At 48.8% G+C, this 12,654-nt stretch carries 13 protein-coding genes, 1 tRNA gene and 1 rRNA gene; 8 read left to right on the top strand and 7 right to left on the bottom strand.

Going from position 1 to position 12,654, the window contains the following annotated elements; genetic code table 11:
• Together rrf and D1831_RS12835 are read left to right on the top strand one after the other, a co-directional pair.
• A 5S ribosomal RNA gene (rrf, locus tag D1831_RS12840) occupies positions 1-89 on the top strand; the annotation flags it as partial.
• A 108-nt stretch (positions 90-197) separates the two neighbouring features.
• Positions 198-270: transfer RNA gene (locus D1831_RS12835), tRNA-Thr, on the top strand.
• 192 nt (positions 271-462) lie between these two features.
• On the opposite strand, the gene D1831_RS12830 is transcribed toward D1831_RS12835, so the two are convergent.
• Positions 463-939, bottom strand: a complete 477-nt coding sequence (locus D1831_RS12830; RefSeq protein WP_125073277.1) for a MarR family winged helix-turn-helix transcriptional regulator — start codon at positions 937-939, stop codon at positions 463-465.
• Positions 940-1,133: 194 nt separating this feature from the next.
• Positions 1,134-2,567 carry an amino acid permease gene (locus D1831_RS12825; protein WP_125073276.1) on the bottom strand — a complete coding sequence of 478 codons (1,434 nt, stop codon included), beginning with the start codon at positions 2,565-2,567 and terminating at the stop codon, positions 1,134-1,136.
• A gap of 228 nt (positions 2,568-2,795) precedes the next feature.
• Here D1831_RS12825 and D1831_RS12820 point away from each other — a divergent pair, with 228 nt between their 5' ends.
• Both D1831_RS12820 and D1831_RS12815 read left to right on the top strand, forming a co-directional pair.
• Positions 2,796-3,554 (top strand): type I 3-dehydroquinate dehydratase, encoded by a 759-nt coding sequence (locus D1831_RS12820; protein WP_225422893.1) that lies wholly within the window; start codon positions 2,796-2,798, stop codon positions 3,552-3,554.
• Between the two features lie 4 nt (positions 3,555-3,558).
• On the top strand, positions 3,559-3,783 hold the full coding sequence (locus tag D1831_RS12815) for a hypothetical protein (protein ID WP_125073274.1): 225 nt from the start codon (positions 3,559-3,561) through the stop codon (positions 3,781-3,783).
• A 106-nt stretch (positions 3,784-3,889) separates the two neighbouring features.
• Here the strand turns inward: D1831_RS12815 and D1831_RS12810 are convergent, their stop codons facing one another.
• Positions 3,890-4,342 (bottom strand): flavodoxin, encoded by a 453-nt coding sequence (locus D1831_RS12810; protein ID WP_125073273.1) that lies wholly within the window; start codon positions 4,340-4,342, stop codon positions 3,890-3,892.
• Positions 4,343-4,573: 231 nt separating this feature from the next.
• Between D1831_RS12810 and D1831_RS12805 the strand changes: the two genes are divergently transcribed.
• Positions 4,574-6,382 carry a hypothetical protein gene (locus tag D1831_RS12805; RefSeq protein WP_125073272.1) on the top strand — a complete coding sequence of 603 codons (1,809 nt, stop codon included), beginning with the start codon at positions 4,574-4,576 and terminating at the stop codon, positions 6,380-6,382.
• Positions 6,383-6,504: 122 nt separating this feature from the next.
• Positions 6,505-7,455, top strand: coding sequence for a phosphoglycerate dehydrogenase (locus D1831_RS12800; protein ID WP_125073271.1), 951 nt, complete (start codon positions 6,505-6,507; stop codon positions 7,453-7,455).
• 107 nt (positions 7,456-7,562) lie between these two features.
• Here D1831_RS12800 and D1831_RS12795 read toward each other — a convergent pair whose 3' ends face one another.
• Positions 7,563-8,510: a DMT family transporter gene (locus D1831_RS12795; protein ID WP_125073270.1), complete on the bottom strand. Its 948-nt coding sequence runs from the start codon at positions 8,508-8,510 to the stop codon at positions 7,563-7,565.
• A gap of 73 nt (positions 8,511-8,583) precedes the next feature.
• Positions 8,584-9,573: a ketopantoate reductase family protein gene (locus D1831_RS12790; RefSeq protein WP_125073269.1), complete on the bottom strand. Its 990-nt coding sequence runs from the start codon at positions 9,571-9,573 to the stop codon at positions 8,584-8,586.
• Between the two features lie 538 nt (positions 9,574-10,111).
• On the opposite strand from D1831_RS12790, the gene D1831_RS12785 reads away from it, so the two are divergent.
• Together D1831_RS12785 and D1831_RS12780 are read left to right on the top strand one after the other, a co-directional pair.
• On the top strand, positions 10,112-10,936 hold the full coding sequence (locus D1831_RS12785; protein WP_125073268.1) for an HAD family hydrolase: 825 nt from the start codon (positions 10,112-10,114) through the stop codon (positions 10,934-10,936).
• A gap of 250 nt (positions 10,937-11,186) precedes the next feature.
• Complete coding sequence (locus D1831_RS12780; RefSeq protein WP_125073267.1) at positions 11,187-11,678, top strand: hypothetical protein; 492 nt, start codon at positions 11,187-11,189, stop codon at positions 11,676-11,678.
• Here D1831_RS12780 and D1831_RS12775 read toward each other — a convergent pair.
• Complete coding sequence (locus D1831_RS12775) at positions 11,656-12,327, bottom strand: histidine phosphatase family protein (protein WP_125073266.1); 672 nt, start codon at positions 12,325-12,327, stop codon at positions 11,656-11,658. The genes D1831_RS12780 and D1831_RS12775 overlap by 23 nt on opposite strands.
• Positions 12,328-12,466: 139 nt before the next feature.
• Positions 12,467-12,654 (bottom strand): hypothetical protein (locus D1831_RS14680; RefSeq protein ID WP_148096378.1); only part of this gene is annotated, 188 nt, incomplete at its 5' end.

Raw genomic sequence — 12,654 nt, 5'->3', positions numbered from 1 at the left:
CTGTTCCCATGTCGAACACAGAAGTTAAGCTTCTTAGCGCCGAGAGTAGTTGGGGGATCGCTCCCTGCGAGGGTAGGACGTTGCCATGCAAAGTTAGGAATCAGCTGCGGCTGGTTCCTTTTTTTATGCGGTAAAAGTGGTTTGGGCGGGCTTTGAAAGCCACTAAAACTTTTGGTATACTGAATAGGATTAATTTTGCCGTTTTAGCTCAGGAGGTAGAGCGTTTCCATGGTAAGGAAGAGGTCAGCAGTTCAAATCTGCTAAACGGCTTTAAAAGATTGCTTAAGACGATTAGGGCGCACCCTTCAGCGACAGCTGAGAGGTGTTTTTTAGCATTAATTAGCGGTTGAGAACGGTCAGGAGAACAAAAGAGAACAAACTATCAGATTGCCACAAAAGGACTTCCACAACGCCTACAGACGTTGTGGAAGTCCTTGCTGAACAGTTTAGTTAAGTGGGACGCTACGCATTCTCGTGGGGATCGGTCGGCTGATCATAAGACGGGGTGACAATTTGTTGTGTGAAGTCACCTAATAGGCTGAGTAAGCTATTGATTCGCCGTTTGCCAAGTTGGCGCGTCCACTGGCTGAATATTTTTTGGATAACGGTAATAAGGGTCTGATCAATTTCTTTCCCACGGTCGGTCAAGAGTAAGCTTTTTTGCCGGCGATCGTGGGGATTTGAAACTTGGTAAACGTAGTCGTACTTTAATAAAATACTAATTTGACGGGAAATTGCACTCCGAGACACGTGGTGATCATTGGCAATGTCCATCAGTAATAACGGTTCGTGACTCGTACCAATCTCGTGCATAATTAAAAAGGTATCAAAGGTGAGGTGGTATTCGTTGAGGGGAGCCGTTATGTGTTCGTTCATGTAACGTAACACCGTCGCGTAATCCCTGAGAAAATCATCAAATACGGGTGTCGTCGATGCCATCAGTTAACCTCCTTTGTGAGAAATTGTTATTAATCAAAACAATGTCAATTTTGTGATTGCTATCAATTGATTTTCATATAAGATAATAACGCAAAATTTATTTAAAGTGTTAAATAACGGGTTGCAAATTTATAAAGGTATAATAAAAAGCCGTACGGATAAGCGTACAGCTTCAAGATAAGGTTGAAGGTAAATTAGGCCTTGGCCCGGTTACGCCGTGCAATTAACGGCAAGATCATACCGAGCGCAACGAATACGATCGGGGTGATAATGTTTAACGCCAATTGGAACCACCAGCCGCTTGGGTTGGAAGCTAACGACGTTTTAGGAACCATCCCGAGAATACATGCAAAAGCGGTGAAGAAGAAACACCAAGCGCCCACGATTTTACCACTAAGCGGGTTCTTCAAGAATTTATATTCGCTCTTGAATTCCTTTAAGTGCTGGTTTAACAAAATGTAGGCTAAGAAGACCCATAGGTAGCGCATCGGCATAACAACGGAGTTTAAGTTTAGTAACCAGTTAAACAATTCGTTCATGTTACCAATTCCCAGTGCGGGAATGATAATTAGGATACTAACTAAAATACCCGTCATAATGTAGCCGTTGACCGGAACGTCTTTTTTATTCATTTTGCTAAGTTTCTTAGGAATAAATTCGGGGTCGGCGTCACCTAGCAAAATCTTAAGTGGGGCGTCAATCGAGAAGGCCAGCGCGGAAACCTGAGCCAAAACGTTAGCAATGGCGTATAGGACCATAAATAAGTTACCAACGTGGTAGAAGGCGCCTAAACGTTGGAAAGCGTAGTAGGCCCCGTTAGCCATGAGGTCGGCCGGAATGTGCTTAGCATCAAATAGAATGCCCATTGCGAAGGACCCCAGTAACGCGCAGACGGCAACCATCCCAGCTAAGACTAACATGCCCAGTGGAAACTCACGGCCGGGATTTTTGGTTTTGTTAACATACGGTGAAATTTTTTCAGAACCACCGACCGCAAACACTAACATTGAAACGGTCGTGAAGTAGGCAAAGTCAAACTTGGGAATGTACGATTTAATGGAGAGCATATCCGGGGTTTGAACCGTTGCTTTAGTCATCAATGGTGCGGAAACGGCTAAGATAATGAACAGGATCGACATAATGAACATCCCGGTCCCGGCAACGCTCCCAATCCGTTTAAGCGTTGTTAAGCCTAATGAAGCAATCCATAGGAAGAATAAAAATAGCACTAAACAAATGGCTTGAACAACGAGCGCGGGTTCGGTATTGATGAAGTTACCGTTACCCCGGAATAGCCAACTAAAGGCAATTAGAATTCCCTGCGGCTTTTGTGCTAAGTAGGGGACGTGAACGATCCAGTACGTCCAAGCGGCGTAGTAGGCTAAGCGCTTCGTACTGGTTGCGCGAATCCAAGAAGACACGCCCCCCTCGGCATCCTTAAAAGTTGATCCCAACTGACCAACAATCAGTGTGTAGGGAATAAAGTAAATAATCATGATCAAGATCCAAGAGGTGACCACTGACAGACCTTGTAACGCAAAGTTGTTAACAACGTTACCCAAGCCCCAGACGGCCACAAACGCAATTAATGCGATGTTGGACCAACGCAGCTGCTTTTCTGTTTTCATAAGCTAACCCCTTTTTTTAGTTTAAACACACTTAATTGTAAATCGGAAATGGAAGCGGTGACAACTTTATTTTTTCAATGTTAAAAGCGCTTTAAATTTCGCTGTAAAAGATGAATATTAGATGTTAAAATGGGGAAAGTTTGCTATTGTTAAATAGAATAACGAACAACTGGTAACGCGGTACATCTATTAGGGGACGGCACGTGTTAAACTGAGACGAAAGCGGGAATGATTTTGAAAACAGTCACAATTGGAACGGTCACATTATCAGCGGGGATGCCTAAAATTGGCGTTGTACTAACCGGTGCCGACCGGCAAACGTTGTTGGGGCAGGCGGCGCAGGTCCTGACTTCGACGGCACAGGTCGTTGTTTGGCGGCTGTCAGCGTATCAAGAACTGGATAATCGCGCTGAACTGATTAACACGGCGTCCCAACTACAACAAGTTCTAGGGACGATTCCGGTCATTGCGGATTTTCAAACGGACCAAGCTGCCGTCACACCGGCCGAATATTACCAGACTTGTTTGACCCTCGTTAATAATCGGGCGGTCGCCGCAATTGACATCGATTTTACCCTGGTAAACCAAATTGATTACGTCACACTGGCTAAGCAAATGCGCGCGAACGGCGTGCGGCTTCTACTGAGCCGGACGTTATCGGTGACCACCAGTGAGTCGGAGTTAGTCGCAACGTACGCGGCAATGGCGGCAGCCGGTGCGGACATCGCGCGAATGACGATTGATGGTCAGGATGCCCGGGCCGTTTTAAAATTAATGACCGCCACCGCAACAGCGCGTCAGCAGTTAGAAATTCCGTTAATTGCGACGGTTACCGGTGCTCTGGGGCGCTTTAATAGTGTTTGCGGTCAATTAACCGGCTCAGTCTTAGCCTTTGGCCGGGTCGGTCGGGTCGGAGAACCCGAACAGCTGCCCGTTAATCAGCTAAAGCAGGCGTTACAAACGTTATCAACGGTAGAAGGGGCGTAAAGTAATGAAGTGGAAATCGATTTGGCGTCATACCCGCTACATTTTACGTATTCTGGCAATCTATTTCTTCTTGATCCAGGGTCCGTACGATTGGTGGATCGGAAAAACCGGTTATCACTTATGGATGTACGTGATGGATATCATCGGGATTGCGGCGCTATTCTTTGTGGTTGAAGTTATTTATAATTATTTTCGACAGCGGGTACTCAGCCACCGCGCGAAAAAGTAAGTTGTCCGGGTGGCCGGATATTAAGTAGCGTAAACGTGAAAAGCTGGTCACGATTTCTAAAATTGAAATCGTGACCAGCTTTTCACGTTTAACGAATGACTACGGTTTAGGCGTTGGCCTGGGCCGCTACGATTTGTTCCGCAAACGCGTCTAAGTGCTTAACATCGTCAGCTTCGGGAGCGAGGTTAACGAAAACGTCCTTAGCACCCTGCGTGGCACCGGCCTTTTTGAGGGCATTGCTGAAATCGGTCACGGCTCGACAGTAATCGTCTTCGTAAAAGGTATCGCCGGAACCGGCGCAGCCATAGATTTTGCCGCTCAGATCAACGTCTTGTAGGTCGTCATAAAAGTCCAGTCCTTCTTCGGGAAGGGCTCCTTCGTCGTAGGTGTAAGGAACGATGATATTGATATCAAAGTTTTTTAATTCCGCGGCGTCCGCCTGTGAAATTTCTTCTTTAGTGACGTCAACGCCGAGTGCTTCTAATTTTTCAATAATGATGTCGGCAACGTCTTCGTTGTTGCCGGTGATGGTTGCAAAAATAACTTTGGCAGTGGCCATGTAAACTCCTCGCTTTCAATGTCTGGATAAGCCGATTATAACAGAGTTTTAGGTGGAATTTAAGCACGGGTCGTAATAATCGGAAAACCGCTTAACCAGTGGTTTCTCAGTGGCGGATTCCATGCTATAATTTAGTTAATAATGGTTATTTTACCGGATAGTACTTTAAAGATTGACGGCGCTTAACCAGAAAATTCTAGTGAAACTTACAATTGGCGAGGAGCGGTTAATTTGTCAAAAAAGGAAAAGAAAGCGCATTTTGGCAAGCGGTTGTGGGACTCGATTACGGAGCCGTTGCCAGATGATAATGATGATCAAAGTAATGAACAAATTCCTTTAGCATACGACCTAAAGGATTCGGCGGATAGTTCGGCTGACCAACCGGCTAAATCCGCGGCAAGCACCGAGTCGTCCGTGGCGGCTGCATCAGAGGCGGCTACCGCTAAGTCGGCGAAGTCAACCGCACCGGCAAAGTCGCAAGCCAGTTCACAGGCCGCGTCGCACCGGTCAAAACGGGCGGCAAAGTCACAGGCACCAACTACGGCGAGTGCGGCGGCCAAATCCGCCGCGCCAGCGTCCGCGGCCAAGGCTAAGCCGGAACATGATCGGAATACGATTGAAATCCCGGATCAACCGACTTCGGCCGTGGCACCGGCCCCTTCAAGGCTGAGCCGTTCACGGGCCGAAGCACACGGCCAATCAGCGGAATCCACGGCTACTGCCGCGCAGGCGGGACGCTCAACTACGGCGCCTAATTCTACGGTGTCAACAACGCCCAGGTCCGCGGCTTCACAGCAACCAACCATTGCGGTGCACGCTACCGAAGACGACGAGGACCAACCGGAGTTACCACTATCCCGGGAGGAACTCTACGGGGATCAACAGCCTAACGGTGGGCGTGAACCGGCTAGTCACAGTGCAGCAGCGATGTCACGGGTCGCACGGCACGCCGACCAGTTCGAGGACGAAGCGGATGACGCTCCGGAAGAAAATCCGCATTTAAAGAAAAAACAACCCGCGGGTGGTAATCCCCACCAAAAACCGGGACGTTCTGGCCACTATAGTTGGAAACTCATGGGTACCGGGGTCGTCATTTTGTTGATTGCGGCTGCGGGGGCGCTTTTTATGTGGAACCGGGCTAAGTCCACACAAGCGGATGCCAAGTCGAATGCGGAAACCATCGTGCGGGCAATCTACACGTCGAGTGCGCAACGCGACTTACGGACGAGTGCTTCAACGGACCAGCTTCAACAATTACAATCCAGCATCGATAACATGAAGGATTCAAGTGAGAAGGATTCGTTACAAAAGCAGCACGATTACGCTGCGCAAATGCTGAAAGTCCGGACGCGTTACCAGAAGTTACGGAATACGGCCAACTTGATCAACGTTAACGTGACGTCCGCAACGATTACGAAGGACCGTCAAAGTATTAAGACGGCCGGCTTAACGAGTTCTAAGACTTACTTTGCCAAAAAGTATGACAAATTATTTGCCACGACTGGTAAAACCGTTAAGAAGGTTACCCGCTACCACGCCGCCTTCAAGAAACTTTATAACAAGAAGGGAAAGTTGAAGTCCACGACGCCGTCTAGTCAGGTTGACACGGTATTGTCTAACTTAAAGACGTACCGGACGAAGTCACAGCTGGCGGCTAATGACTACCGACAATTGAAGGCTGACCGTAAGAAATTAGCGAAAGCGGCTAGTTCGTCGTCATCGTCGTCTAGTTACAGTTCCAGCAGTTCTAGCTACAGTGAACCGGAATCATCCAGTTCATCATCCGAATACTCTAGCTCCGAAGAGAGTTCGTCATCAACGTATGATAACAGTAGTTCAACGCCAACTTACTACGGCAACGGTGGGAACGACACACAAACGAGTTCGGCCGCTTCTAGCTCAAGTACGACGCATTATAGCAGTCATTCTAGCAGTTCAACTGGTACCGGCAATAGTACAACTGGGACCGGGGCCACAACGAACCAAACGACTGGTGGGACTACCGGTAACGGTACGACGACCACTGATGAAGACAATTAGTTAAATGAAGAGTGGGTTGAGGAGGTTAAACTCTCAGCCCATTTTTTGTACGGAGCGGTGTACGATAAAGTTATTAAGGCTTAATTAAACGTCGTTAAAGTAATCAGAAATGGGGTTTCAGAATGCCAATTGCATTAATGGTTCAAGCAACTAAGCCAGCACAGCTGGCGACAATCAAAGCACAGTATCCGGAGTGGCAGTTTAAAACGGTTGCGGAGTTAACGCCGGCCGACTATGATCAGGTCGAAGTGATGTTTGGAAACCACCCCGTGTTAAACCAACTACTAGCGCGACCAACGAGCCGGTTAAAGTGGCTACAAGTCATTTCAGCCGGTGTAGACTATTTACCGTTAAAAGCGTTGGCCCAGGCGCACGTTCTGGTCACAAATACGAGTGGCATTCACGCCGACGCAATCGGCGAAAGTGTGCTGGCGGCCATGTTAACGGTCGTTCGGGGGTACCACGCGGCCTGGGTGAACCAGACCGGTGCTAAGCAGTGGGCACTACCGGTTCGCACGACGACCTTGACCGACAAACAGTTACTAATTTTTGGTACGGGGCAAATCGGCCAATCAATCGCTAAAAAGGCAACCGCCCTTGGTATGCGAATCGTGGGGGTTAATACTAGTGGTCACCCGGCAACTAACTTTGACGATACCGTGGCGCTGCATGATACTGACCAAGCGTTAGCCCAAGCTGATTTTATCGTTAACGCGTTGCCGCTGACACCAACAACGCACCACCTGTTTAACGCCGACTTATTTGCCAAAACGACCCGGAGTCCGATGTTGATCAACATTGGCCGGGGGCCCGCGGTCAGTACCCCGGACTTAGTTGCGGCGTTGGACCGGCACCAACTGAGTATGGCCGCGTTAGACGTAACTGAACCGGAACCGTTAGCGCCGAGTGACCCACTCTGGCAGCGGGATGACGTTTTGATCACGCCCCATATTTCAGGCCAAATTGATCATTTTCGGGCAACGGTCTTTGCCATTTTTGCGGCCAATTTTGCCCAGTACGTGAAGGACGGCACCTTGGCGCGTAATCAGGTCGACTTGACTCGGGGTTATTAATCACCCTCAAACTGAGAATGTTACGCATTTATGAACGTCGAAAGGGACCTGCAATTTCCAGAGTGAAAATTGCTGGTCCCTTTTAATATGAGCTAAACGATTAAGGATCATTGTTTGGACTTAGCCGTTTTACGGGCCTTAAAGTTTTCCGCGCTGCGGTCGTTTGGCGCCTGACCGATGGCTAAGATAAAGACCGTGCTAATGATCAGGATGCTACCAAGAATGTCCAACCAGCCGAAGCTAACGCCGAGTAAGAGAACGGCAATTACGGTGGCGGATAACGGCTCAAACGCGTCTAGTAAGCTGACCACCGTGGGCCGAATATATTGCAAACTTTGCAGGAAAAACAGAAAGGCTAGGAGGGTTCCAAAGAGTACAACGAAACTTAACTTACTGATGTTTAAAGCGGTCAGCGGGATGTGGATGCTCCAAACGGGTTGTACGCAGTTAAAGAGGATTCCCCCAAGAAGCATCGACCAAGTGTTGACGGTCATCGGACTGTAGCGGGTTAGCAGTTGCGTGGGCATCAGGGTATTCGTGGCCGACGTGACCCCGGATAGGAGTCCCCAAATTAGCGCCCAAACGGAAATAACCAGGGTTCCCGGGTTTCCATGCGTCACCAGTAGAAAGGAACCTAACAGGGCGCAGAAAATAGCCAGCCCCTCCGCGCGCGTTGGAAATTGGCGGTGAGCCAGGACCATCCAGAGGGCGATGAAGACTGGTCCCATAAACTGTAAAATGGTGGCCGTGGCCGCGTTACTGGCTTCAACGGCCAGGAAGTAAGTGAACTGGACGGGCATTAAACCGAGCAACGTGTACGCGGCAATCTGAAATAGGTCCCGTGGGTGGCGCCAAATTGACCATAGATCTACCTGGGTCACCAGGCTAATAACCAGGAGGCCTAACCCGGCACCCAGCATTCGAATACCGGTTAGCCAAATTGAATTAATATCGGTGGTGTCAAATAGGGTTTGGGCAATGGCCCCGGAAACACCCCAAAAAGTGGCACTGACACTCGCTAAAAAGATCCCTTTGAATTCCCGACTGATCTGCATCGTGTGATCCCTCCCTAAGTAACAGTTCTATCCATCCATTGTACCTGATTTTACTTAGAAAGGGGTGGTGGCTTTAAGCTTCAGCTTGTTTTTGCGTGACTGTTGAAGTCGAGCTGGCCGCTGCTTGACGGGTCGTTTCGGCTAAATGGACCAAGTGGGTCAAAAACGCGTGGGTTTTAGCGTCGTAGTGGTATTTTTGTCCCAAGCGCACAAGGTAACCGTTAATGTAGTCGACTTCGGTTGGCCGGTTATGCGACATATCCTGGTACATGGACGGGTAGTGTAAGGGATTGGCGACTTGACTGACGTAGTTGACCGAAGCAAGTTCTTCTTCACGGGTATTTAACATGGTGACACCGTCACGTTCGCAAACGTCGTAGGCCTCGTCGATCAGTTGCCGGCTGAGGTCGTCCGCACCGGGATAGGCGGCAAATTCCCCCATCGTAATTTCAAACAGGGTGCACAGGGTGTTGACGACGGAATTAAAGACAACTTTAGCTAAGAGGGTTCCCCGAAAATTCGTCGTTAAATTAGGATTAAACTGGCACTTTTTAAGTTCCGTTACGATTTTGTGGGTCATGTCGTCGGGTTGTTCGGTGTAATTGGCTAAATTCATGGTCCCAGCACCCCGGGCCCCGATGAAATCAACGTCGCCGGGACCGTTTAAAACGGTCGCAACCAGCGCGGTTCCCGCGAGTAACTTTTCTGGCTGAAAGTAGTTGAGCAACTTTTCAACGTGGCCCATGCCGTTCATGCACGTCAAAACGTACTGGTGGTCGTTAAAAGCGTGTGCGGTCCGGCTTAAAAAGTCGGCAAGCTGCATTTGTTTGGTAAATACTACCCACACATCCGGATCACCGTGATAGTCTTCCGGGGTGACCACGGTGACGGGAACCAGGTGACGGTTCTGGTGATCGCGGGAGACGTAAACGCCCCCCTGTTGGTGAATTTTTTCGAGGTTCGGGGTCCACGTTTCTACAAAGTCAACTTGGTTACCCGCTTCTTGAAGGAGGACGCCGTAGCGTAACCCCATGGCGCCTGCGCCGAGAACTGTAAAATGCATATGTATGACCTTCCTTTGAACTAATTTATTAATCATAATGAAAAAAGGCCCGGCAGGTCGAAACCTGCCGGGCGTGTAGCGCGCGTTACCACCGGTAATTTATCAAGTTGCACTGAACTTGACCTCAAGCGGACCGTAAAACCGATCCGGCGCACGTTAATGGGTGCGGGCCAGGGCGCGCTACTGACTTCACGCGCCCCGTTCACAGTTGATATTCACGTTTGCCATCACGGGATCTGCTTTCACCATCTCAGACTCGCTAAAACCGTTACCGGTACGCTACTGGACTGCTCATCACTTTTATCATTAAATGTTAATTGTTTTCTAATTTAAACGTTCAAAGCGTTCCTGTCAATCACTTTCGGAAAACATTTATTATCAAACGTTTGGCCCAGTGATGGGTCGTTGGGTGAGCCTGATTGACTTAAGAATCTTTAGCAGATGCAAAATGCGTGGTGAGGCGCATTTTTGAAAGCGATTTCCATTCTGAGCCGGAATAGCGTACAATTGTAAGTGTAAAAATGTGGGAGGGTTAGACATGCCAAAATATCTAGTCTTTATGGATATTGATGGGACCTTGTTAACGGACCATCAATACGTTTCAAAACGAACGAAAGCAACCATTGAACGGTTACAACAACGGGACGTGATGTTCTACATAGCAACGGGGCGGATGTACGAACTAGCTAAGGTCGTCCGCAACAAAATTAATTCGGAAGTGCGGTTAGTCACTTCTAACGGGGCCGTTTTTGACGGTGCACAGGGGCGTGAAATTACCAAACTCGGTGGTGCCGCCGTTGAATTAGCCTACTTGGTTGCTCGGCGGGACAATTTACCGATGATGCTATTTACACCAGAAATGGCGTACTACACGGAACAGATTCCACGCTTCGTGGCCCGCAACGCCGCTAATTTTGACACCGGGGAAATGTCAATTGGTTACGAAGAGGTTAAGAGTTTCACGCAGTTAGCCAAAATTGAGGATCAGATCACTAACGGAGTAATTTTAAGCCGTGAAGATATGTCCCGGTTAGACTCGGCGCGCGAAAAATTGACCAGTAGTAAGCTGTTACGATTATCTTCTTCTAACCCCAATAACATTGAGATGATTCCCCTTAACACGGATAAGGGGACGGCGGTTAAACAAATTCAACGGGAACAGCACGTTGACGCCGCGCACACCTTTGTGTTTGGTGACGGTTTAAACGACGTGGGGATGATGGCTGAAGCCGACTTATCGGTTGCCATGGGAAACGCCTTGCCCCAAGTAAAATCCATTGCCAACTTTGTGACCGAGACCAACTATAACGACGGGTTAGCAAAGTTTTTAGACGAATACTTTCAACAGCACCCGTTAGCTTAATAAACAAACTAAAACGTTGTCCGGTAACCGCTTCACGGTGGTTCGGACAACGCTTTTTAATTATTAAGTTTTAGCCGGTTAATGGCACCAGGAATTGACTTTTACGTTAAATTTGGCACACTTAAAGGGGAGGGTTGTCCAGCGAGTAGAATCGCGACGGGCAACTGTTGACCAACCACGGCCTGATTTAGGTGGCAGTTATCAAAGCTAACTTGCTGACGTGGTAAGTGTCTTTTAGGAAGTGAAAACTGTGAAAATTGAAATTTTACCGGCTAAGCGGACGACGGCCTTAGCCGTACTATCGATGACTAACTTGGATAATCGCGAACTTAACCCGGCAATTGAAAAACAATTAACGGTGCAAGGGATTGCGGTGGCCCAACCGCAAAGTGCGTTGGCGGATCTGATCCAACTGATTGCCCACCGGCATCCGGTGGGGATACGGGCGTGGGACATGGCCGCGTTAAACGTCCCAACTGCCCGGGTTCAGGTGACCCAGGAACGCCTGTTTCTGACTGACACTGAGGCGACTGAATTGGTGCCCAATTTGAACGCTAAGAGTAGTCGGGTTTTGGTGGTTATCGGTGAACCGGGTGCCGAGAGTGACGCCGTTCACGCGACCGGACAGGAACTGCAGCGCAAAATAAAAGCGTTCTTCGGCATTCAAGCCCGGCTTCAATTCCGGACGTGTACCCAAACAACGCAATGTTTAGAAACCGCTAAGCCCGACGCGTTGGCGTAACGTTAATGTCAATCAGGTCGAATTGACGGTCGTCGTAGTTAACGCGGCTGACACTGGTATTTTTCAGTAACCGGGTGGGGAGCTCTCGCGGACTAATTTGGTAAAGAAATGCGCTTAAAACTAGTCCGTGGGAAACAATCAGGATATTTTTATCGTGACCATCCTGTGATTCGAATAGGCAGATGCGGCGAAGGGCCCGGCTAATGCGGTCGGTCACCCCCACTAACGTTTCCGCACCGCGGGTCTGGTCGAGGGCGTTAAACATCCAGAGTAGGGTGGCGAAGCGTTCCCGACTGAGGATCAGTTTGACGAAGGTGCCAACGCCGAGTTGTTTGCGCACTTGGTTGACCACCCACAAGTTTTTCGTGCCTTCTAGGCCACCAAAGTTAAATTCACGTAAGCCGACGTCAATCGTCGGCTTTTTTAGTTCCGGGTGCAGGGCCGTAATGATGCGGGTAGTCTGTTGGGCTCGGCCGAGGTCACTAGTGTAAGCAGCGTCAAAGTGCACGTCCGCTAACATTCGTGCTAACCGTTGGGCGGAACGCACCCCGTTGCGGGTCAATTTTGAATCGTAAATGCCCTGCAGCCGTCCAGCGGCGTTTAGTTCCGTTTGGCCGTGTCGAACTAAGTACAGGTGAATCGTTGCCATCCTAGTGCCCCCTTTCGTTGATTAACATAGCTCAATTGTAAGGCCCCCGGCATTTTTGAACAAGCGTTTAATTGTTAATTAAGCGTTTATTTTTTGATGAATAAATGATTAACTTATTTGAATGGTCACCGGGTTCGGGTCAAGCGGAGCCCGCTGACTTTTGGCGCACGTTTTGACAATAATTGTGCGGAGATACTAAAGAAGCTGTGACATAACTAGCCTCTGTATAAGCAAATGGGACGAGAAACCGAATTTTGGTTTCTCGTCCCATTTGCTTACACCTTTGATTTTTAAAACTGGTCCCTACCGTGACCAGTTTCATAATGT

It is taken from the genome of Lactiplantibacillus garii (assembly GCF_003885105.1).
Taxonomy (GTDB): domain Bacteria; phylum Bacillota; class Bacilli; order Lactobacillales; family Lactobacillaceae; genus Lactiplantibacillus; species Lactiplantibacillus garii.
This window is presented reverse-complemented; position numbering and strand designations above follow the sequence as displayed.

Coding starts and splice junctions, on each gene's coding strand:
- D1831_RS12830 (WP_125073277.1), bottom strand. CDS start 939: ATGGCATCGACGACACCCGTATTTGATGATTTTCTCAGGGATTACGCG.
- D1831_RS12825 (WP_125073276.1), bottom strand. CDS start 2,567: ATGAAAACAGAAAAGCAGCTGCGTTGGTCCAACATCGCATTAATTGCG.
- D1831_RS12820 (WP_225422893.1), top strand. CDS start 2,796: ATGATTTTGAAAACAGTCACAATTGGAACGGTCACATTATCAGCGGGG.
- D1831_RS12815 (WP_125073274.1), top strand. CDS start 3,559: ATGAAGTGGAAATCGATTTGGCGTCATACCCGCTACATTTTACGTATT.
- D1831_RS12810 (WP_125073273.1), bottom strand. CDS start 4,342: ATGGCCACTGCCAAAGTTATTTTTGCAACCATCACCGGCAACAACGAA.
- D1831_RS12800 (WP_125073271.1), top strand. CDS start 6,505: ATGCCAATTGCATTAATGGTTCAAGCAACTAAGCCAGCACAGCTGGCG.
- D1831_RS12795 (WP_125073270.1), bottom strand. CDS start 8,510: ATGCAGATCAGTCGGGAATTCAAAGGGATCTTTTTAGCGAGTGTCAGT.
- D1831_RS12790 (WP_125073269.1), bottom strand. CDS start 9,573: ATGCATTTTACAGTTCTCGGCGCAGGCGCCATGGGGTTACGCTACGGC.
- D1831_RS12785 (WP_125073268.1), top strand. CDS start 10,112: ATGCCAAAATATCTAGTCTTTATGGATATTGATGGGACCTTGTTAACG.
- D1831_RS12775 (WP_125073266.1), bottom strand. CDS start 12,327: ATGGCAACGATTCACCTGTACTTAGTTCGACACGGCCAAACGGAACTA.